This is a genomic window from Arthrobacter sp. TmtSoilC48, from assembly GCF_059739425.1.
This window is the reverse complement of sequence record NZ_AP046049.1, coordinates 4,816,180-4,837,166: the sequence shown is the minus strand read 5'-3', so window position 1 is coordinate 4,837,166 and position 20,987 is coordinate 4,816,180. Positions and strand designations below refer to the sequence as shown.

Below are 20,987 nucleotides of genomic sequence, written 5' to 3'. Positions count from 1 at the left end.
CATCCTTCAAAGGAGCAGGAAATGCCTACAGCGGCAGTCATCGGTTGCGGTGACATCTCAACGATCCACTTTTCGGCGATCTCAACCATGGACGACGTCCAGTTGGTCGGTGTCTGCGATACCGATCCCGGGCGGTTGCAAGGGGCAGCAGGCGCCCACAACGTGCCGGGGTACACGGACTATCTGGACATGCTGGAGAAGGCGCGTCCCGACGTCGTGCATCTTTGTACCCCACACCACCTCCATGCCTCACTGGCAGCCGATTGCCTGGAGCGCGGCGTCAATGTGATCGTCGAGAAGCCACTCGCGCACACGCTTGCAGAGGGGAAGCGGCTCATTGATGCGGCTGAACGGAGCCCGGCTAAGATCGCCGTCTGCTTCCAGAACCGCTACAACGCGACGTCCCAGGCAATGCGGAAAATGCTCGACGGCGGGGGGCTGGGTCGGGTAATCGGCGCATCGGCCACAGTCATGTGGCACCGGAACGGCGACTACTACCGCGACCGGCCTTGGCGCGGCACCTGGCTGGAGGGTGGGGGTGGCCTGATGATGAACCAGGCAATCCATACTGTCGATTTGCTTCAATGGCTGGTTGGCGATGTTGCCAAGGTGGAAGGCCGGGCCTCGACGCGATCGCTGGCCGGCGTGATTGAGGTGGAAGACACCGCGGAGTTTGTTGCCGAGCACGTAAACGGCGCGCGGAGTGTCTTCTATGCAACTTTGGCCAATGCGGTCAATGCGCCGGTCTCGTTGGACATCGTGACCGAAAAGGCGACGCTCAGCCTGCGCGGCGACCTCACGGTGACTTACGACGACGGCACCGTGGATGTCATCCCGGAGCGGGTGGCGGAAACGGGCGGCAGGTCCTATTGGGGCGTCTCGCATGAGTTGCTGATCAAAGACTTTTACACCGGGCTCGAGGACGAGGGGCCTTTCTGGATAAGTCCGGCAGAGGCAGCCAAGTCGCTCCGGATCGTCAAGGACATCTATGCGCAGAGCTATCCGGACCAGTTGGAGCTGGTGAGCTGAACCGCAGCCGGGTCTGCCGGCGATTCCGGCCCGAAGTTTCCGGCCATTTTCGCCTCCAATTCAGGGAACCGAGTCCAACATCCTGGCAACTTGGCAACATTTTCAGAAACTTTTGACAATCGGTTGCCAAGCTGGGATTCCTTCCGTAATGTAAGTCCCACACCGATAAAAATGTGGTCCACGCCACAACCTTCGTTCTGATTCGCGTCAGGCCAAAGACTCATTAGGAGCCGACAATGAAGTTAGGTCCAAAGGCGGCAGCAGCCGCCCTCGTACTCAGCGCCTCCCTGGCGCTCACCGCATGTGGCGGCGGAGGAGCCGGAGCTGGTTCAAACGCCGGTGGCGGAAAATCCATCACGGCCTTGACGCTGGGCACGCTCCGTGACATCACTTCGTGGGATCCTGCCCAGGCTCACGTCGGCCACGCACTACAGCCGTACCAGGCAGCCTATGACTCCCTGATCCTGCGCGAACCGGACGGCAAGCTCAGCCCCATGCTGGCCACCGCCTGGAAGTACAACGACACCAATACCAAGCTCACCGTGGACCTCCGGAAGGACGTCACGTTCAGCGATGGCGCCAAGTTCGACGCCACAGCAGCCAAGGCCAACCTGGACCACTTCAAGAAGGCCAACGGCCCGCAGATGGCCCAGCTCGGATCGGTATCGGACATCGCCGTGGTGGACGAGGACACCATCGACATCAACCTCAGCGCTCCAGAGCCGGCCTTGGAGTATTTCCTGAGCCAAGCCGCCGGCCTGATGGGCAGCCCCGCAGCGCTCGGCACTGATGCGATCAAGACCGTACCCGTTGGTTCCGGACCGTACGTGATGGACAAAGCGGCCTCGGTGAAAGATTCCCAGACGGTCTTCACCGCCCGCGAGGGATACTGGAACAAGGACCTGCAGAAGTACAAGAAGCTGACCCTGAAGATCCTCACCGATCCCACGGCCCGCACCAACGCCCTGGTTTCCGGCCAGATCGATGCCACGCTCCTGGATCCCAAGAACGGCAAGCAGGCAGAGGGTGCCAAGATGAAACTCGAAACCAACCAGGTTGACTGGTCCGGTTTGCTTCTTCTGGATCGGGACGGCACAAAGAACCCCGCACTTGCCAACGTCAAGGTCCGCCAGGCTATCAACTATGCATTCGACCGCAAGACCATTCTGGAACAGGTAATGCTGGGCCAAGGCACGCCTACTTCGCAGCCGTTCGGCAAGGAAAGCGGCGCCTGGACGGAGGAGCTGGAGAACTACTACAGCTACGATCCCGCCAAGGCCAAGCAACTGTTGAAGGACTCCGGCTTCGAGGGCAAGGTAACCCTTGACGTTCCCACCCTGCCCGGAGCTGAAACCCTTATCTCTGTCATGCAGCAACAGCTCGCGGACGTTGGAATCACCCTGAAACCGGGCGCGGCCATCACCAACACGTTCACCGCTGACGTCGCGGCACAGAAGTACCAGGCGCTCTTCTTCAACCTCTTCCAGGGTGAACCTACCGTTGCGATCGACCAGATCGTCTCCACCAAGGCGTTGTACAACCCCTTCAAGACCACCACACCTGAACTCGAGGCGAAGATCCAGGCTGTGCGCACCGGTGGCGAAGAGGCCGGCAAGCTGGCCCAGGAAGTCAACAAGTACGTTGTGGAACAGGCATGGTTCGCCCCGCTCTTCCGCGTGAACCAGATGTACTACCACAACGACAAAGTGAACGTCACCCCGCAAGTACAGCAGGCCGTTCCGTCCATCTATAACTACTCGCCCGCCAAGTAGGAACCCATGATCAAGTTCATTGCGAAAAGGCTGGGCAGCGGTCTGGTGGTGTTGTTCGTAGTCTCGGCGCTCACCTTCATCCTGCTGTACACCTCCAGCGGAAGCATCGCCCAAAATATCCTGGGTGACCAAGCCACACCTGAACAGGTGGCCATGAAGGAACAGGAGCTCGGTCTCGACCAGCCACTTGCAACGCGCTATTTCGCCTGGTTGGGCGATGCCTTGAGCGGAAACCTTGGAGCCTCCTGGTTCACCTCGGAGCCGGTGGCCAACTCCCTGGCCACCCGGATCCCGGTAACCATGACCATGGTTTTCGCCGCAATGATCCTGATCGCCATCTGCGCAGCCCTGATCGGCGTTGCTGCAGCGGTAAAGCGCGGCTGGGTTGACAGGGCAGTCCAGGTTGGCGCCATCATCGGCGACTCCATCCCCGGATACGTGATCGGCGTGTTCCTTGTGACTATCCTTGCCATCCAGCTGGGCCTCTTCCCGGCTACCAGCACTATCTCTCCCGAGGTGGGACCCGAGGCCTGGGTGTACTCCATGACCCTTCCGGTCATCGCCCTGCTCATCAATGGAGTGACCGGCGGGGCACAGCAAATCCGCAGTGCCGTGATCAAGCAGCTCGAGCGTGACTACGTCCGGACTTTGCGCAGCCGTGGCATTGGCGAGCGTGAAATCCTGTTCAAGCACGTGCTCCGCAGCGCCGCTCCGGCAGGCCTCACAGTATTGAGCCTGCAACTGATCGGCATGCTGGGAGGCGTGGTGATCATCGAGCAGATCTTCGCCCTTCCAGGAATGGGTCCCCTCGCAGTTACCGCAACAGGCCAGTCCGATCTTCCCGTAGTCATGGGAGTGGTGATGTACACCGTGGTGGTGGTCATCGTGGTGAACCTCCTGGTGGACATTCTCAATGGTTGGCTCAACCCGAAAGTACGTGTGTCATGAGCGATTCCGTAGATTCAGCGGCAATTTCCGCAAGTCCCGACTCCATGGGTGTGGCAGCGAAGGCCCCCGATGGACAAAGCGGTACCGTGGTGCGTTCCGGAATGATGCGCCGCCTCCTCAGGAACCCCCTGGGTATCGCCTCGCTGGTCATCCTGGGAAGCATTGCGTTGCTGGCTATTTTCGCCCCGGTCTTGGCTCCGTTTGAGGAGAACTTCGCGAACATCACCAAGACCTTGGCACCGGCGGACTCCGTGAACATCCTGGGGACTGACAGTGCAGGCCGCGATACCTGGAGCCGCCTGCTCTTCGGCGCCCAGCTCACCCTCTTGTCCGCCCTGCTGTGCGCAGGCGTGGCGATCGCCATAGGACTTCCCGCAGGCCTGATCGCCGGCTACTACGCGGGCAAGTTCGAAGCGGTCTCCAACTGGGTGGTCAGCATCCTCATGAGCCTGCCCGGCTTGATCGTTCTGCTCACCATCCGCGCGGCGTTCGGTCCATCCGTGTGGATTTCCATGATCGCCTTCGGTGTCCTCATCAGCCCGTCCTACTTCCGGTTGACACGCACCGCGGTCCAGTCGGTCCGCAACGAGCTCTACGTGGATGCCGCACGTGTCTCCGGCCTTTCGGACCTGAGCATCATCGCGCGCCATATCTTCTCCGTGGTCCGCGCACCCATCATCATCCAGACCGCAGCAATCGCGGGGGTGGCCATCGCCATCCAGTCCGGCCTTGAATTCCTGGGCCTTGGTGATCCCACCAAAGCAACGTGGGGCGTCATGCTCTCGGAGGGATTCAAGAACGTCTATCTCACGCCAACCCTGCTTCTCTGGCCGGCACTTGCCATGGCACTCACCATCGGTGGACTCGTCCTGCTTGGCAACGCTATCCGCGATGCCCTGGAAGACGGCGAAAAGATCAAGCACCGCAAGAAGAAGGTCGCCAAAGCCGAAGGCAACGCTGCAGAACGCACGACGGCGGAACCCGCCAAGGCGCGCCAGTCACGCAAATCCGTGGCCGCCGTCGAGGCCGGAACTGAGCATCACCTGGTCAAGGTGACGAACCTCGGCGTCGGATATCCGCAGGCTGATGGTTCCATCAAGAAGGTGGTGGACGACGTCTCGTTCCACGTGGACCGCGGCGAGATCCTGGGCATTGTGGGCGAATCGGGTTCGGGCAAGTCCCAGACCGCGTTCTCCATCCTGGGCCTGCTCCCGGACAACGCCAGGATTGTGGGCGGCTCCATTCAGTTCGACGGCAGCTACACCGTGGCCCCGGGCGAGGACCGCGTCAGCCAGGAGCGGTTGTCCAAGCTGCGCGGCAGGAGGATTTCCTACATCCCGCAGGAACCGATGAGCAACCTGGACCCGGCCTTCACCATTGGCTACCAGCTGGTCACCCCCATGGTCCGTGTCTTGGGAATCTCGAAGTCAGAAGCCCGCCAGCGTGCGCTCAAACTGCTCACCGACGTCGGCATTGCCAACCCGGAATTGACCTTCAACGCTTACCCGCACGAGGTTTCCGGTGGCATGGCCCAGCGCGTGCTCATCGCCGGTGCCATCAGCTGCGAACCGGACCTGGTCATCGCTGACGAACCCACCACGGCGCTGGACGTCACCGTCCAGGCGGATGTGCTGGACCTGCTCCGCGAATTGCAGCAGCGTCTGAACATCGGTGTGATCCTTGTGACCCACAACTTCGGCGTTGTCGCCGACCTCTGCGACCGTGTTGTTGTCATGCAGAACGGGCGGCTTGTTGAAGAGGGAACCGTCCGGGATATCCTCCGAAACCCGAAAGAGCCATACACCCAGACCCTTCTTGGATCCATGCTCGAAGGAAAGACCCCCATGACGATGCTTGTATCACAGGACAAGGAGCCCGTCGCATGAGCCCCGTACAAAGCTCCCCGCTACTATCCGTGGACAACCTCGTGGTGGAGTACCCCAGCAAGCGGTTCAGGGCCAAGCCCTTCCGGGCCCTTACGGACATCAACATCAGCATTGGCCAAGGCGAGACCCTTGGCCTGGTGGGGGAGTCCGGATCGGGCAAGACCACCTTGGGCAGGGCTGTTCTGGGCCTCGCACCCGTCACGTCCGGAAAGGTGATTTTCGAAGGCAACGACATCAGCAACGCCTCGCGCAAGGAACGCCGGACGCTGAGCCGGGACCTTCAGGTGGTGTTCCAGGACCCCTACACTTCGCTGAACCCGGCGCTGGAAATTGGAGACATCCTGGCTGAACCGCTGGGCGTTCAGGGCATGGAACCTGCAGCGGCCAAGAAGCGCGTCAAGGAACTGCTGGACCAGGTGGGCCTGCCCTCGGACGCGATCCACCGGCTACCGCGTGAGTTCAGCGGCGGCCAGCGCCAGCGTGTTGCAATTGCGCGGGCGTTGGCACTGTCACCCAAACTCATTGTCTGCGACGAACCGGTCAGCGCATTGGACCTCTCCACCCAGGCCCGGGTGCTGGACCTCTTCCTGCAGATCCAAAGGGACACCGGGGTTTCGTACCTGTTCGTGTCCCACGACCTCGACGTCGTGCGGCACATCAGCCACCGCGTGGCCGTCATGTACCACGGTGAAATCGTGGAGCAAGGCCCCGCCGAGGTGGTCACCCGCGATCCTGAACACCCCTACACCCAGCGACTGTTGCTCGCCTCGCCCGTGCCGGATCCTGACCGCCAGGAACAGCGCCGGGCAGACCGCCACCGGCTGCTCGCAAACCAACTTAGCCAAATCGAACAGCAAGGTGCCGTGGCCTGAACAGCCCGGCATCCCATGACACATCCAGGGTCCGGAAGGGCCCGGAAACCCCGGAGGAAAAAGTGGCCACAATAGGCGTCCAAGCCATGATGCTGAAGGACAGTTTTGCTGACGTCGGAGCATTCGAAACGCTCCGCAAGGTCAGTGCGATCGGCTATAACGCCGTCGAGATTTCCCAGATCCCGATGACTCCGGAGAATGTGGGCGAGCTGGATCGGTCCCGCACGGAGCTGGGTATGGATATCGCCGCGCTTTCAGTCAACATTGAAGGCCGCAAGGGCATGCCGGTGGAGTCACTGGCAGAGAACTTCGACAAGATCGTGGACGATGCCAAGCGTCTGGATACCTCGCTGCTGCGCATCGGCATGCTTCCGTTCGGAGCGATGAAATCCCTGGATTCGGTGGTGGAATTCGCCAAGCAGGCCAATGGCTACGCAGAGCGGCTGCAGGAGCACGGCATCGGCCTGTACTACCACAACCACCACATCGAATTCGCCAAGTTTGATGGCAGGTACATGCTGGACATCATCGCCGGGAACTCCCCGGCCATGGGCATGGAGATTGACGTCCACTGGGTGCAGCGCGGAGGCCTGGACCCGGTCCGCACCCTCCAAAAGTACGCCGGCAAGACTGCCATGGTGCACCTCAAGGACTACAGGATCGGTCAGATGCCGGAATCGTCCTTCGGGCTCCTGGAGAAGGGCGACTTTCCCGGATTCATGGCGGAGTTCCGGAATGTGGTGCAGTTCGCTGAAGTGGGCGAAGGCAACCTGGACTTCCCATCCATCATTCCTGCCGCCCTGGCCGCTGGTGCCCAATATCTGCTTGTGGAGCAGGACGAACTGTACGGCCGGACCGTCTGGGACGCACTCCAGACCTCGTACGACAACCTGGTGGCCATGGGCCACGCTGACCTTTTCTAGATTTCAACACAGGAGATTGCATTCATGAGCAAGAAAGTACGCCTCGGCATCATCGGCCTGGGCCAGCAAGGTGGCGCCTACGCCAAGTTCATTACGGACGGCCTGGTCCCGAACATGGAGATCGGCGCCATTTGCGATGTCGATCCTGCCAAGAAGGAACTTGCGGCCTCCCAGTACCCGGATGTCCCGTTCTATGAGGACTACATTGCGCTGCTGGAAAGCGGTGCCGTTGATGCTGTCATCACCTGCGTGCCGCACTTCCTGCACCCCGAGATGGGCATCGAATCACTCAAGCGCGACATTCACGCGCTGGTGGAGAAGCCAGCCGGGGTCTACACCAGGCAGGTCAAGGAACTGAACGAGTTCGCCGCTTCCAAGCCTGAGCTCTCCTTCGGCATCATGTTCAACCAGCGCAACAACCCGCTCTACAAGAAGCTCAAGCAAATCGTCGATGACGGCGAGATCGGCAAGATCCGCCGCTCCAACTGGATCATCACCAACTGGTGGCGGCCGCAGGGTTACTACAACTCCAGCGAGTGGCGGGCTACTTGGGGAGGCGAAGGTGGTGGCGTTCTGGTCAACCAGGCACCGCACCAGCTGGACCTCTGGCAGTGGATCTGTGGCGTCCCCCAGTCTGTCTACTCCAAGGTGGCGTACGGCTTCCGCCGCGATATCGCAGTCGAGGATGAAGTCACCGCAGTAGTGGACTATGGCGACGGCGCCACGGGCGTTTTCGTGACGGCCACCCACGACATCGTGGGAACCGACAGATTCGAAATCCTCGGTGACCAGGGCAAGATCGTGGTGGAGGACAGCAAGGTGGCCACAGTCACCCGGCTGGTCAAGCCGGAGCGGGAAATCAGTGATTCGATGGATACGGAGGGCGTCCGCAAGCTCTTTATGGGCCAGTTGAACCGCGACGAGTTGTACAGCAGCGAGGTCATCGAGTTCGAGTCTGCGTGGGGCGGCCAGCACGCCGGTGTCCTGGAGAACTTTGCGGCCAACATCCTTGACGGGACTCCTCTGCTTGCTCCGGGCTCGGACGGTATCAACGGCGTCCGCCTGGCCAATGCCATCCACCTCTCCAGCTGGACCGGGAAGGAAGTTTCGCTGGACTTTGACGAGGATGAATTCCTGCAGGAGCTCAACAAGCGCATCGCGGAAGAGGGCAAGTTCCCCGAGCGCCGCTAGAGCGCGGTAGAGCGCCGGTAGAGGCTCGCCGGGATGTGAGGGAGTATCCGGACAGACCGTTCCTCTCTCACATCCCACTGGGTTTTTGACGTTTCTCTCTCACATCCCACTGGCTTTTTAGCGTTCCTCTCTCACATCCCACTGGGTTTTTACCGTTCCTCTCTCACATCCCACTGGGTTTTTGGCATTCCTCGATGGCAACCGGCCGTTTTTGTTGCCAAGCGGTCTAGGATGAAGCGGTGACTGACGTGACGAGCACCGGAGCAGCAACTGCACCCACTAAGCGTGGCCGGGGGGAAAAGTCCTCCGCCACGATCTACGACATCGCCAAGCTCGCGGGCGTGAACCCGTCGACGGTGTCGCGTGCCCTCAGCAAGCCGGGCAGGGTCAGTGCCAAGACGCAGAAAATTATCGAGGACGCGGCTGCGCAGCTGAACTACCAGGTGAACCCGTTCGCCCGCGCGCTTCCCACTGGCCGCACGCAGACCATCGGTTTGATTGTCGCGGACATTACCAATCCCACCTTTTTCGACATCATCCGCGGTGCCGAAACCACCGGATCGGCCCGCGATTACACGCTGGTCCTGGCGGAATCCGCTGAGTCGCCAGAGACCGAAGTCACTGCGGCGCGCCGTCTGTTGAGCACGGTCGACGGACTGATCCTGGCGAGTCCCCGCATGGACGACGACCACATCCGGGCCCTTTCAGCGGACAAGCCTGTGGTGGTCATTAACCGCAAGATCGACGGCGTCCCGTGCGTCGTTCCGGATGTGAACAAGGGCATCAGCGAGGCCGTGCGCAGCTTGGCAGCCAATGGGCACACCAATCTTGCCTACGTCGCCGGGCCTGCCCAGTCCTGGATGACGGGCCGCCGCTGGGAGGGCGTCAAAGCTGCCTGCGAGTGGTCCAAGCTGCGCGCCGTCCGTTTGGAATCTTCCAAACCAACGGTCGACGGCGGCAGGCAAGTTGCGCGCGACGTCCTGGAAAGCGGAGCTACGGCCGTCATCACCTACAACGACCTCCTGGCCATCGGTTTGATGCAGGAATTGCAGGCTGGCGGCATGCGCGTTCCGGACCAAATCAGCATCGTTGGCTTCGATGACATTTTCGGCGCAGACTTCACCACCCCCGCACTGACCACCGTGCGTTCACCCTTGGGGGAATGCGGCACGCGTGCCGTGACCATCCTGTTGGACATGTTGCAAGGCCACGATGCCCCCAGCGAAGCTGTGAGCGTGGAGACCGAGCTCGTTGTGCGGGGCTCCAGTGGAAGGCTGCTGAGCTAGTCCCCAGTGTTTAGGCAAATGATTGTTGCAACGAGTTGGCAATTTTTGGCAACCGGTTGACAAGATGGCAAGGTGAACCGCAAGATTGACCTATGTCACAGTCCATCGCAGCACACCCTGACAGGCTCCTGCCCGCAGATCCCGGCACGCGCAGCATCGCGCGCTCCTTGCTGGAGCGCGTCCAGGACCTGCCCATCATTTCTCCGCACGGCCACGTTGACGCCGCTGTCCTTGAACAGAACACGCCCTTCCCTGACCCTGCAGCGCTCCTGGTCAGCCCGGACCACTACGTCACCCGCCTGATCCACGCCAACGGTGTTCCGATGGATCAGTTGCTCACAGGTACAGCGTCCGCGCCTGATTCGCGGGAGATTTGGAGGCAGTTCGTCCAGGCTTGGCCGCTGTTCGAGGGCACTGCCTCCGGGTACTGGCTGCGCACCCAATTCCACGAAGTGTTCAAACTCGGCGCAGACCTCAGTGAGATGCCGGCTGACGCCAGCTATGACGCGATCGCGGCCAAGCTGGTAGAGCCGGACTTCCGTCCTCGCCAGCTCTTCAAGGACTTCAACATTGAGGTCCTGGCCACCACGGATGATCCTCTGGACAACCTTGCCAGCCACAAGGCCCTCACCAATGACCCCAGCTTCAACGGCCGGGTGCTTCCAACGTTCCGACCGGATGCTTATCTGAACGTGGCGCATCCCAGCTGGAAGGCCAACGTTGATCGTCTGATCGAAACTGCCGCCGACGGCGCAACGGGCTATGCAGGCTACATCGCGGCCCTGGAAAACCGCCGTCGCTACTTTGTTGAGCATGGCGCAGTTTCGGCGGATCACGGCGTGCGCACGCCTGCCACGCTCAAACTGCAAACCGCAGAAGCTGAAGCACTCTTTGAACTTGCCCGTGCTGGCAAGGCTACAGCCGAGGATCGTGACGCGTTCGAGGCCCACATGATGTACCAGATGGCACGCATGTCAGTGGCCGACGGATTGGTGATGACCATCCACCCTGGCTCGTACCGGAATCACCATGGCCCCACGTTCGAGTCCTTTGGTGCGGACACCGGCCACGATATTCCGTTCGCGGTGAACTACACCGAGGCGATCCGTCCGTTGCTGCAGGACTTTGGCACGGCCAAGGATTTCCACTTGGTGCTCTTCACCCTCGATGAGACCGTTTTTTCCCGTGAACTCGCGCCGTTGGCCGGTTTCTATCCGTCTGTTTTCATCGGTGCGCCGTGGTGGTTCCTCGATGCTCCGGATGCCATGTTGCGCTTCCGCTCCGCAGTAACGGAAACCGCAGGTTTCTCGCGGTCCTCGGGCTTCATCGATGACACCCGCGCGTTCTGTTCAATCCCGGCAAGGCATGACGCCTCACGCAGGATTGAAGCATCCTTCCTTGCGCGCCTTGTAGCCGAGCACCGCGTGACTGAAGCCCGCGCCCACGAGCTGATTCTCGACGTCGTCGATTCCTCGCCACGCAGGGTGTTCAAACTATGAGCGTCGATGGGCTCAGGCGATTGAACCGTGAGGTCAAAGCTGTTGAAAAGGCTCCCGTGCGCATTGTGCACCTGGGACTCGGGGCCTTTCACCGTTCGCACCAGGCCTGGTACACACAGCATGCCGGCGACGCAGGGGACTGGGGCATCGCCTCGTTCACGGGGCGTCGTCCGGATGCCGCCAAGGTCCTTGCGGCCCAGGACGGTCTCTTTACGTTGGTGGAACGATCCGATGCAGGGGATTCCTTTGAGGTTGTAGGCAGCGTTGTAGAAGCCATCGACGGCGCCAACATTGAACGATTGGTTGAACTGGTCTCAGCACCGCAAACAGCGGTGATAACACTGACCATCACGGAGGCCGCCTACGCACACGGCGCGGATGACCTGCCGCGGTTGGTCGCGGGGGAGCAACCCACGACGCCGTTGGGCCGCTTGGTCCTTGGCCTCGCCGCCCGCAGGGAGACCGACGCCGGACCCCTCGCTGTGGTTTCCTGCGACAACCTCTCTGACAATGGAAACGTGGCCCGTGCGGGCGTAGCGGAAATCGCCCTGGGCTTGGACCCCGGACTCGCCGCCTGGATCGACAACAACGTCAGCTTTGTCAGCACATCGGTGGACCGCATCACGCCCCGCACTACGGCTGACGATGTTGCCCTGGTCGGTAAGCAGTGCGGGTACCGGGACGAAGCCCCGGTGGTCACTGAACCTTTCCGCAACTGGGTGCTGAGCGGCCATTTCCCCCTCGGGCGTCCACGTTGGGAAGACGCTGGAGCGGTCTTCGTGGATGACATCGAACCCTACGAAAACCGCAAACTTTGGCTCCTCAACGGCGCGCATTCCATCCTGGCTTACGCAGGGCAGTTGCGCGGCCACACCACAGTGGCCCAGGCCCTGGGCGATGCGGTATGCCGCGAAGTGGTAGAGGAATTCTGGGACGAAGCCGCCAGGCACCTTCCCGGGCGGGAACTCCGTATCCCTGAATACCGGACTGCATTGCTTGAACGTTTTGGAAACTCCCGGATCGCACATCATCTGGCCCAGATTGCCATGGATGGCAGCACCAAGCTCCGGATGCGTGCACTGCCGGTTCTCCGTGCGGAGCGCGCCGCGGGGCGAAGCGGCACTGCTGCGGCGAGAATGATCGCGGTGTGGTCTGCCTACATCGCGGTGAATCCTGGGCTTCAGGATCCCAGGGCTTCAGGCATTGCGGCTGCCAATGAACTCTCCGGACGTGCCCGGGTTGCGGCGTTGCTGCGGCTTTTGGATCCAGACCTTGCCGATGAGCCAGGAGTCGTGGAGCTGATCCAGGAGCTGACCTCGGTTTGGGCCACTCACCGTGCCGGGACAGGAACTGCAGCCTAGGCTTCCCTTTTCCGAGGCTCGCGCGGTTGTCGCACTGGCAACCGATTGCCAAATATGGCAAACAATTCTAGACTCGTATTCAGTATTTGTGGTGAATATCGCATTGAGGCGAGAAGGAACCCTTCAACCCAGCCCAATCCCGAAAGGAAAAGCTGTGAAAATCATTGCCGCTGAAGTCTTCGTGACCAGCCCCTCCCGGAACTTCGTCACCCTGCGTATCACCACCGAGGATGGTGTGACGGGTATTGGTGATGCCACGCTGAACGGCCGGGAACTCGCCGTCGCCGCTTATCTCAAGGAGCATGTTGCGCAGCTGTTGATCGGGAAGGATCCGCACCGGATCGAGGACACGTGGCAGTTCCTGTACCGCAGCTCCTACTGGCGCCGGGGCCCGGTGACCATGGCCGCGATTGCTGCGGTGGACATGGCGTTGTGGGACATCAAGGGCAAGGTGGCCGGCATGCCGGTCTACCAGTTGCTGGGTGGCGCGTCCCGGAACGGGCTGCGCGCCTACGGCCATGCTTCCGGCTCGGACATTCCCTCGCTTTTCGACTCGGTGCGCGAGCACCTGGAACTCGGGTACAAGTCCATCCGAATTCAGACCGCGGTCCCGGGCATCAAGGCTGTGTACGGGGTTGCCGCCCAAGCCCAGGCGTCTGGCGAGCGGTACGACTACGAGCCCGCAGGCCGCGGAAACTTCCCGTTGGAGGAGGATTGGGACACCCGCGCGTACCTGCGCCACTTGCCCACGGTATTCGAAGCCGTCCGGAATGAGTTCGGCCCGGAAATTCCGTTGCTCCACGATGGCCACCACCGCATGACACCCATCCAGGCGGCCAAGCTTGGCAAGGCACTGGAACCGTACGACCTGTTCTGGTTGGAGGACTGCACACCGGCCGAGAACCAGGAAGGCCTGCGCCTGGTCCGCCAGCACACCACAACGCCGCTGGCCATCGGCGAAATCTTCAATACCGTGTGGGACTACCAGACCCTCATCAAGGAACAGTTGATCGACTACGTCCGTGCGGCCTCCACACACTTTGGCGGTATCTCCCCGCTGAAGAAGGTCATGGACTTCGCCGCCCAGTACCAGATCAAGTCCGGCTTCCACGGCCCCACGGACATCTCCCCGGTGGGCTTCGCCGCCCAGTTGCACGTTGGCCTGGCCATCCACAACTACGGCATCCAGGAATACATGCAGCACTCGGACAAGACCAACGAAGTCTTCCAGCAGTCCATGACCTTCAAGGACGGTTACCTGCACCCCGGGGACGAGCCCGGCATCGGCGTCGAGTTCAACGAGGAAGCGGCCGCTGCGTTCCCGTACCAGCAGGCATACCTGCCGTACAACCGCCTCGTGGACGGCACGGTCCATGACTGGTAAGCCGGTTCCTTCGGCAGGCGACGCCCGGCACCACATCGTGGTGATGGGCGTGGCCGGCTGCGGCAAAAGCACCGTGGGCGCCGACCTCGCTGAACGCCTCGGCGCTGAATTTCTCGACGGCGATTCGCTGCACCCGCAATCAAACATCGACAAGATGGCCTCGGGTACTCCGCTGAACGACGACGACCGGGCACCCTGGTTGGCCGAAATCGGCAGGCGCTTCACGGCGTCGGGCGCTGCTCTGGTGATCGCGTGCAGCGCCCTCAAGCGCTCCTACCGGGACATCATCCGCAGCGGCGATCCATCCGTGGTTTTCGTGCACCTGTACGGCACGCGAGAGTTGCTGAATGAACGCATGAACGCCCGACCCGGCCACTTCATGCCAGCCTCGCTCCTTGATTCACAATTAGCTACTTTGGAGCCCTTGCAGGACGACGAAGCCGGAATAGTCCTGGATATCGCCTTATCCGTGGAGGAGATCGTGGATGAAGTGACCCTGGCTTTGAGTGGACCTGCTGAAGCGCCGTCCAGGCCATTCCTGGTGGACCTCAAAGCTGCTCCCTTCCATCTTGATGACGAAGCTGTCGCATGGGTGGAGAACACCATCGGCTCAATGACCCTCGAGGAGAAGATCGGGCAACTGTTCATCAACCACAACAACGATTACTCCCCGGAGTACCTCGATGGTGTGCTGGAGAAATTCCATGTGGGCGGCATGCGCTACCGGCCGGGTCCCTCGGCGGCCGTCCAGGAACACATCCGTTACGCGCAGTCCAAAACCCGCATCCCGCTGCTCATCGCTTCCAACCCGGAGATGGGCGGAGCGGGCAGTTGCGACGACGGCACGTTTGTGGCCACGCACCTGCAGGCGGGTTCACACCCGGACAAGGCAATCGCCCGGCAAATGGGCCAGGTTGCCGGCGTCGAAACGGCCGCGCTGGGCTGTAACTGGGCGTTCGCGCCGATCGTGGACATCCACTACAACTGGCGGAACACGGTCATCTCCACCCGGGCGTTCGGCAATACGCCGGAGATTGTGGTGGAGCGTGCCAAGGCGTACTTCGACGGAATCAGCGAGTCACAAACTGTTTGCGCCGTGAAGCATTTCCCGGGCGACGGTATTGATGAACGCGACCAGCATGTGGTCACGTCTTACAACACGCTCGACTATGACCAGTGGAACAAGACGTACGGGCACGTGTACCGCGAAATGATCGGGCACGGCGTGCAGTCGATCATGGTAGGGCACATCGGTGCTCCCGAGGTCTCCAGACATTTCCGTCCCGGGCTGTCGGACTCCGAGGTGTTGCCGGCGACACTCGCTCCTGAACTGTTGCAGGACCTGCTGCGAGGCGAGCTCGGCTTCAACGGGCTGGTGCTCACGGACGCTTCGCTCATGGTCGGCTTGACGCAGGCAATGAAGCGGCGCGATTTGGTGCCTGCCACCATCGCGGCCGGCTGCGACATGTTCCTCTTCTTCCGCAATCCCGACGAGGACTTCCAATACATGGTGGACGGCTACAAATCCGGTGTCATCACGGAGGCCCGTCTCCACGATGCGTTGCGCAGGATCCTGGGGTTGAAGGCAACACTGGGATTGCACCGGATTGAGCGCGAAAGGCTGGTGCCGTCCGCAGAAGCATTGGCCGTCATCGGCAGCGACGCGCACCGTGCAATTGCCGCAGACGTTGCGGACAAGACCGTCACGCTTGTCAAGGACACAGTCCGGAACCTGCCCATCACGCCCGGGACGCACAAACGCATCCGGCTCTATGGCATTTCGGGCGGGGCGGACTTTACCCGCGCAGATCCGCTGGCTTATTTGGACACGGTCAAGGAGGAACTGGAATCCGCGGGTTTTGAAGTGCATGTCTTCAAAACAGCGGAGCAGCGTGAAGCTGCGGGGGAGCCCGGCATGAACTTCATGAGGGTGCTCGCCGAGGAAGCAACGGGCGACTACGCGGAGAAGTACGACGCCGCATTCGTGTTTGCCAACGTCAAGGGCTTCGCGCAGGAAGCGGCAATACGGATCAAGTGGTCCTCGCCCATGGCTGCTGAAATTCCTTGGTACGCCACCGAAGTTCCCACTGTCTTTGTTTCCCTGAACCAGCCGAACCATCTGATCGATGTACCCATGGTCAAGACCGCCATTCACGCTCACGCAGGAACGCGCGAGGCCATCCGTGCCACCATCCTGAAAATCCAAGGTAAGTCCGAGTTCCAGGGGACGTTCAACGAGAACGTCTTCTGCGATTCGTTCGACACCCGGCTCTAGCTCCCCACTTTCGGCGGGGACGTGCTCCTCCACGTCATCACGGTGGAGCACTGGAAGCCCGGCACTGCCCACAAGGCGGTGCCGGGCTCTTCCTTTCCCAGGGAACACGAACGCGGGCCAATTGTGAACGCTAACAACGATTCAAGTCAAGAATTTCCCGCAGGGATTACTGCCGAGTAGCGTTATAACCAAATTGTGATCCAATCCACTTGACCGACGGTATTGTTAGCGTTCACAATGGCAGTCGTATCACCTTGAAGTGGCATGTGCCGCCCCCAGCACACAGGCCAACCCAGCTTCACCGTGCCGGATGCGCAGATGCTCCGGCTGCATCAGAGTTCGCGGCAAAGCTGCCGCGGAAGGAGAGCATCGTGAGATTAAAGAAACTCCTGGGCGCCGTAGCGGTTGTCCTTACCTTGACCGTGGGAGCCACGGGCTGCGGGAGCCGCGGAGGAGCTGCAGAATCCAGCAGCACCGCCAAGCCCAGCGATTCGCTGGTAGGCATTTCGATGCCGACCCAGACGTCCGAGCGTTGGATTGCCGATGGCGCCAACGTTGAGAAATCCTTGAAGGACCTTGGTTACAAGACTGACCTTCAGTTCGCCAACGATGACATCCCTACGCAGGTCTCCCAGATCGAGAACATGCTGACCAAGGGCGCCAAGGCACTGATCATCGCAGCAATTGACGGCACCACGCTGACCGACGTCCTGGCCAAGGCCAAGGAACAGAACGTTAAGGTCATCGCCTACGACCGCCTCATCAACGGAACACCGAACGTTGACTACTACACCACCTTCGACAACTACACCGTAGGTGTCCAGCAGGCTACGTCACTGCTCACCGGCCTTGGCCTGGTGGACGCAAGTGGCAAGAAGGTTGAAGGCAAGGGCCCGTTCAACGTGGAGCTCTTCGCCGGAAGCCCGGATGACAACAACGCCAACTTCTTCTGGACTGGCGCCATGGACACCCTCAAGCCGTACCTGGATGCAGGCACGTTGAAGGTTCCCAGCGGCCAGACCAAGTTCGAGCAGGCAGCCATCCTGCGCTGGCAGGCACCCGTTGCCCAGAAGCGCATGGAAGACATCCTGACCTCGGCTTACAGCTCCGGCACCAAGCTGGACGGTGTGCTCTCCCCGTATGACGGCCTGTCCATCGGCATCATCTCGGCCCTGACCAGCACGGGTGGCTACTCCACCGGAAAGCTGCCGGTAGTTACCGGCCAGGACGCCGAAAAGGGCTCCGTGAAGTCCATCATCGCCGGCGAGCAGTACTCCACGATCTTCAAGGACACCCGCCAGCTCGGAGCTCAGGCCGTGAAGATGGTTGACGCCGTGCTCAAGGGCAACGAGCCGGAAACGAACGACACCAAGACCTACAACAACAAGGTCAAGGTTGTTCCGGCCTTCCTCCTGAAGTCCGTCATCATCACCAAGGACAACTACAAGAAGGAACTCATCGACTCGGGCTACTACAAGGAATCCGACGTCAAGTAAGCACTTCCTTCGGGTTGTGGTCCCGCTGCCGAAGCGCTGCCAAGCGCTGCCAAGCGCTGCTAAAGCGGGGCGGGGCCACAACCCACCATGAGCCGGCCGAATCCCCGGCCAGGCCAAGTTCCAACCAGTCAGTGGGAATTGACGATGAACGTACCCATTCTTCAAATGCGAGGAATAACCAAGACCTTCCCCGGGGTCAAGGCCCTTCAGGATGTCACCCTGGATGTAAACCGCGGCGAAGTCCACGCCATCTGTGGAGAGAACGGCGCCGGGAAATCCACCCTGATGAAGGTGTTGTCCGGGGTCTACCCGCACAACTCCTTTGACGGCGACATCCTTTTTGAGAACGAACCCTGCGAATTCAACAGTATCTCGGACAGTGAGAAGCGCGGGATCGTGATCATCCACCAGGAGTTGGCTCTTAGCCCGTACCTTTCCATCGCTGAGAACATTTACCTCGGCAACGAGTTGGCAAACAACGGCTGGGTGGATTGGCGGAAAACCAACCTCGAGGCCGCCAAGCTGCTTGCCCGTGTAGGTCTGAGCGAAAACCCTGTCACACCCATCCAGCACATCAGTGTTGGCAAGCAGCAGCTCGTGGAGATTGCCAAGGCGCTCTCCAAGGAGGTGAAGCTGCTCATCCTGGATGAGCCAACCGCTGCACTGAACGATGAAGACTCGGACCACCTGCTGGACCTCATCCTGCACCTCAAGGGCCAGGGCGTCACCAGCATCATCATCAGCCACAAACTCAACGAGATCCGCAAGGTGGCTGACGCCGTCACCATTATCCGTGACGGCAAGTCCATTGAGACGCTGCGCCTGGACCAGGGCCAGATCACCCAGGAACGCATCATCCGCGGCATGGTGGGACGTGATCTTGAAAGCCTCTATCCGGACCGGACTCCGAATATCGGCGAGGAAGTCCTCCGCATTGAAGACTGGACGGTCCAGCATCCCCAGGACCACAGCCGCATCGTGGTGCACAACGCCAACCTGAATGTCCGCAAGGGCGAAGTGGTGGGCTTGGCAGGCCTTATGGGCGCGGGCCGCACCGAGTTGGCCATGAGCGTTTTCGGCCGGACGTACGGACGCGCCGTTTCGGGCAAGGTCTACAAGTACGGCGAAGAGATCAACACTTCCACGGTTTCCGACGCGATCGATCATGGCATTGCCTACGCCACCGAGGACCGCAAGCATTATGGCCTGAACCTGATCGAGGACATCAAGCGGAATATCTCCATGGCGGCGCTGAACAAGCTGGCTAAACGTGGCTGGGTTGATGGCAACAAAGAGACCACCGTCGCCAACCATTACCGCAAGAGCATGAACATCAAGGCGCCGTCCGTGGCAGCCATCACCGGCAAGCTCTCCGGCGGTAACCAGCAGAAAGTGGTGCTGAGCAAGTGGATGTTCTCGGATCCGGACGTGCTGATCCTGGACGAACCAACCCGGGGCATCGACGTCGGCGCCAAGTTCGAGATCTACACGATCATCAATGAACTCGCAGCCGCCGGGAAAGCCGTGATCGTGATCTCCTCGGAGCTGCCTGAGCTCCTGGGCATTTGCGACAGGATCTACACGCTGTCCGCAGGGCACATCACCGGCGAGGTCCCCATCGCCGAGGCCACCCAGGAAACCCTCATGCACTTCATGACTCAAGAGAAGGAATAGCCAACATGTCCGCCCTACGAGAATCCCTTGGCTTCCTCACAAGCCGCCTCCGCCAGGTTGGCATCTTCGTCGCCCTGATCCTGATCGTTATCCTCTTCCAGGTCCTGACGAACGGCATCCTGCTTGAACCGCAGAACGTCAGCAACCTGGTGGTCCAGAACAGCTACATCCTGATCCTCGCCATTGGCATGGTGATGGTCATCATCGCCGGCCACATCGACCTCTCCGTCGGATCCATCGCCGGGTTCATCGGTGCTGTGGCCGGCGTGATGATCGTGCACTGGGGCTGGGCGTGGTGGCTGGCCATTCCGGCTTGCCTCCTGGTAGGTGCCTTGGTGGGTGCCTGGCAGGGCTACTGGATTGCCTATGTGGGCATTCCAGCCTTCATCGTCACCCTGGCCGGCATGCTCATCTTCCGCGGCCTGACGCTCATCACCCTGAAGAACCAGCAGATCACCCCGTTCCCCAACGAGTTGCGGGCGCTCGGTGGAGGTTTCCTCCCCGATATCTCCGGAGGCACCTCCGTACTGGAATGGCTGACCGTCATCCTGGGCGTCGGCGGCACCGCAGCCATTCTCTTCCAAGCCATCAAGGAGCGCCGTGTCCGGCGCAAGTTCAACCTTGAGAACGAGCCGATGGCATGGTTTGCCGTCAAGAACGGCTTCATCGCTGTGCTGATGCTGATCATCACCTTCCTCCTGGCCAGCTACCGTGGAACGCCGATCGTGCTGATCGTGCTGGCAGTCCTGGTGATCCTGTACTCGGCATTGATGAACAACAGCATCTTCGGGCGCCACACCTACGCCATTGGTGGCAACCTGCATGCAGCAGAGCTCTCCGGCATCAAGACCAAGAAGGTAACCTTCCGGTTGTTCGTCAACATGGGCGTCCTCGCCGCGTTGGCTGGTTTGGTGTTCACAGCCCGACTGAACTCTGCCCAGCCTGCTGGCGGTACCGGCTTTGAACTGGACTCCATTGCTGCCGCCTTCATCGGTGGCGCGGCCGTCCAAGGCGGCATCGGTACCGTTGCGGGAGCAATGATCGGTGGCCTCATCATGGGCGTCCTGAACAACGGTATGTCCATCCTGGGTCTGGGAACCGACTACCAGCAGCTCATCAAGGGCCTGGTTCTCCTCCTTGCAGTCGGCTTCGACATCTTCAACAAGAACCGGACAGGTGCTGGTGGAGGATCATCAATCAGCCGCCGCTTCAAGTGGAAGACCACGCCTCCGGCAACCGAAGCTACCAAACCTGCCAAGACTGAACCTGTGCGGGTAGACGTCAAATAGCAAGAATCCCTGGATTGGCCTGCATCCTGCTCGAGCTGAGCTGTCCTGCTCAGAGTGAAGAGCCGGATGCGGGCCAATCCTGTCCAAGCCCGCCATACGAAT

Annotated in this window: 15 protein-coding genes; all 15 read left to right on the top strand. The window is 60.8% G+C overall.

The window, feature by feature from the left end; translation table 11 throughout:
* The first annotated feature begins 21 nt into the window (after positions 1-21).
* The 15 genes from AC6I97_RS22210 (at position 22) to mmsB (ending at position 20,885) form a co-directional block, all read left to right on the top strand.
* The gene (locus AC6I97_RS22210) at positions 22-1,029 is read left to right on the top strand and encodes a Gfo/Idh/MocA family protein (RefSeq protein ID WP_497946811.1); all 1,008 of its coding nucleotides are present in this window, start codon (positions 22-24) and stop codon (positions 1,027-1,029) included.
* A gap of 236 nt (positions 1,030-1,265) precedes the next feature.
* Positions 1,266-2,801 (top strand): ABC transporter substrate-binding protein, encoded by a 1,536-nt coding sequence (locus AC6I97_RS22205; protein ID WP_224093979.1) that lies wholly within the window; start codon positions 1,266-1,268, stop codon positions 2,799-2,801.
* Positions 2,802-2,807: 6 nt separating this feature from the next.
* Positions 2,808-3,749: an ABC transporter permease gene (locus tag AC6I97_RS22200; protein WP_224093987.1), complete on the top strand. Its 942-nt coding sequence runs from the start codon at positions 2,808-2,810 to the stop codon at positions 3,747-3,749.
* Positions 3,746-5,635 carry a dipeptide/oligopeptide/nickel ABC transporter permease/ATP-binding protein gene (locus tag AC6I97_RS22195; protein WP_497946810.1) on the top strand — a complete coding sequence of 630 codons (1,890 nt, stop codon included), beginning with the start codon at positions 3,746-3,748 and terminating at the stop codon, positions 5,633-5,635. Before AC6I97_RS22200 ends, AC6I97_RS22195 begins: the two co-directional genes overlap by 4 nt.
* Complete coding sequence (locus tag AC6I97_RS22190; protein ID WP_497946809.1) at positions 5,632-6,507, top strand: ATP-binding cassette domain-containing protein; 876 nt, start codon at positions 5,632-5,634, stop codon at positions 6,505-6,507. The genes AC6I97_RS22195 and AC6I97_RS22190 overlap by 4 nt, the downstream gene beginning before the upstream one ends.
* A 62-nt stretch (positions 6,508-6,569) precedes the next feature.
* A complete protein-coding gene (locus tag AC6I97_RS22185; protein ID WP_497946808.1) occupies positions 6,570-7,430 on the top strand; it encodes a sugar phosphate isomerase/epimerase family protein in 861 nt (286 codons plus the stop codon).
* Between the two features lie 24 nt (positions 7,431-7,454).
* On the top strand, positions 7,455-8,621 hold the full coding sequence (locus AC6I97_RS22180) for a Gfo/Idh/MocA family protein (protein ID WP_497946807.1): 1,167 nt from the start codon (positions 7,455-7,457) through the stop codon (positions 8,619-8,621).
* Between the two features lie 239 nt (positions 8,622-8,860).
* Positions 8,861-9,907 (top strand): LacI family DNA-binding transcriptional regulator, encoded by a 1,047-nt coding sequence (locus AC6I97_RS22175; RefSeq protein ID WP_497946806.1) that lies wholly within the window; start codon positions 8,861-8,863, stop codon positions 9,905-9,907.
* Between the two features lie 92 nt (positions 9,908-9,999).
* Complete coding sequence (gene uxaC / locus AC6I97_RS22170) at positions 10,000-11,406, top strand: glucuronate isomerase (protein ID WP_497946805.1); 1,407 nt, start codon at positions 10,000-10,002, stop codon at positions 11,404-11,406.
* Entirely contained in the window at positions 11,403-12,767 is a 1,365-nt protein-coding gene (locus AC6I97_RS22165) for a mannitol dehydrogenase family protein (RefSeq protein WP_497946804.1), read from the top strand. The genes uxaC and AC6I97_RS22165 overlap by 4 nt, the downstream gene beginning before the upstream one ends.
* A 154-nt stretch (positions 12,768-12,921) precedes the next feature.
* Positions 12,922-14,151, top strand: a complete 1,230-nt coding sequence (manD, locus tag AC6I97_RS22160) for a D-mannonate dehydratase ManD (RefSeq protein WP_224093992.1) — start codon at positions 12,922-12,924, stop codon at positions 14,149-14,151.
* Complete coding sequence (locus AC6I97_RS22155; protein ID WP_497946803.1) at positions 14,141-16,426, top strand: gluconokinase, GntK/IdnK-type; 2,286 nt, start codon at positions 14,141-14,143, stop codon at positions 16,424-16,426. The genes manD and AC6I97_RS22155 overlap by 11 nt, the downstream gene beginning before the upstream one ends.
* A gap of 371 nt (positions 16,427-16,797) precedes the next feature.
* Positions 16,798-17,922, top strand: a complete 1,125-nt coding sequence (chvE, locus tag AC6I97_RS22150) for a multiple monosaccharide ABC transporter substrate-binding protein (protein WP_224166225.1) — start codon at positions 16,798-16,800, stop codon at positions 17,920-17,922.
* A gap of 144 nt (positions 17,923-18,066) precedes the next feature.
* A complete protein-coding gene (gene mmsA / locus AC6I97_RS22145; protein WP_223935636.1) occupies positions 18,067-19,596 on the top strand; it encodes a multiple monosaccharide ABC transporter ATP-binding protein in 1,530 nt (509 codons plus the stop codon).
* A 5-nt stretch (positions 19,597-19,601) separates the two neighbouring features.
* Positions 19,602-20,885, top strand: a complete 1,284-nt coding sequence (gene mmsB, locus AC6I97_RS22140; protein ID WP_497946802.1) for a multiple monosaccharide ABC transporter permease — start codon at positions 19,602-19,604, stop codon at positions 20,883-20,885.
* The last annotated feature ends 102 nt before the right edge of the window (positions 20,886-20,987 follow it).

Bases quoted from the DNA above. Each gene is read 5' to 3' on its own strand.
- AC6I97_RS22210 (WP_497946811.1), top strand. From the start codon at position 22: ATGCCTACAGCGGCAGTCATCGGTTGCGGTGACATCTCAACGATCCAC.
- AC6I97_RS22205 (WP_224093979.1), top strand. From the start codon at position 1,266: ATGAAGTTAGGTCCAAAGGCGGCAGCAGCCGCCCTCGTACTCAGCGCC.
- AC6I97_RS22200 (WP_224093987.1), top strand. From the start codon at position 2,808: ATGATCAAGTTCATTGCGAAAAGGCTGGGCAGCGGTCTGGTGGTGTTG.
- AC6I97_RS22195 (WP_497946810.1), top strand. From the start codon at position 3,746: ATGAGCGATTCCGTAGATTCAGCGGCAATTTCCGCAAGTCCCGACTCC.
- AC6I97_RS22190 (WP_497946809.1), top strand. From the start codon at position 5,632: ATGAGCCCCGTACAAAGCTCCCCGCTACTATCCGTGGACAACCTCGTG.
- AC6I97_RS22180 (WP_497946807.1), top strand. From the start codon at position 7,455: ATGAGCAAGAAAGTACGCCTCGGCATCATCGGCCTGGGCCAGCAAGGT.
- uxaC (WP_497946805.1), top strand. From the start codon at position 10,000: ATGTCACAGTCCATCGCAGCACACCCTGACAGGCTCCTGCCCGCAGAT.
- AC6I97_RS22165 (WP_497946804.1), top strand. From the start codon at position 11,403: ATGAGCGTCGATGGGCTCAGGCGATTGAACCGTGAGGTCAAAGCTGTT.
- AC6I97_RS22155 (WP_497946803.1), top strand. From the start codon at position 14,141: ATGACTGGTAAGCCGGTTCCTTCGGCAGGCGACGCCCGGCACCACATC.
- mmsA (WP_223935636.1), top strand. From the start codon at position 18,067: ATGAACGTACCCATTCTTCAAATGCGAGGAATAACCAAGACCTTCCCC.
- mmsB (WP_497946802.1), top strand. From the start codon at position 19,602: ATGTCCGCCCTACGAGAATCCCTTGGCTTCCTCACAAGCCGCCTCCGC.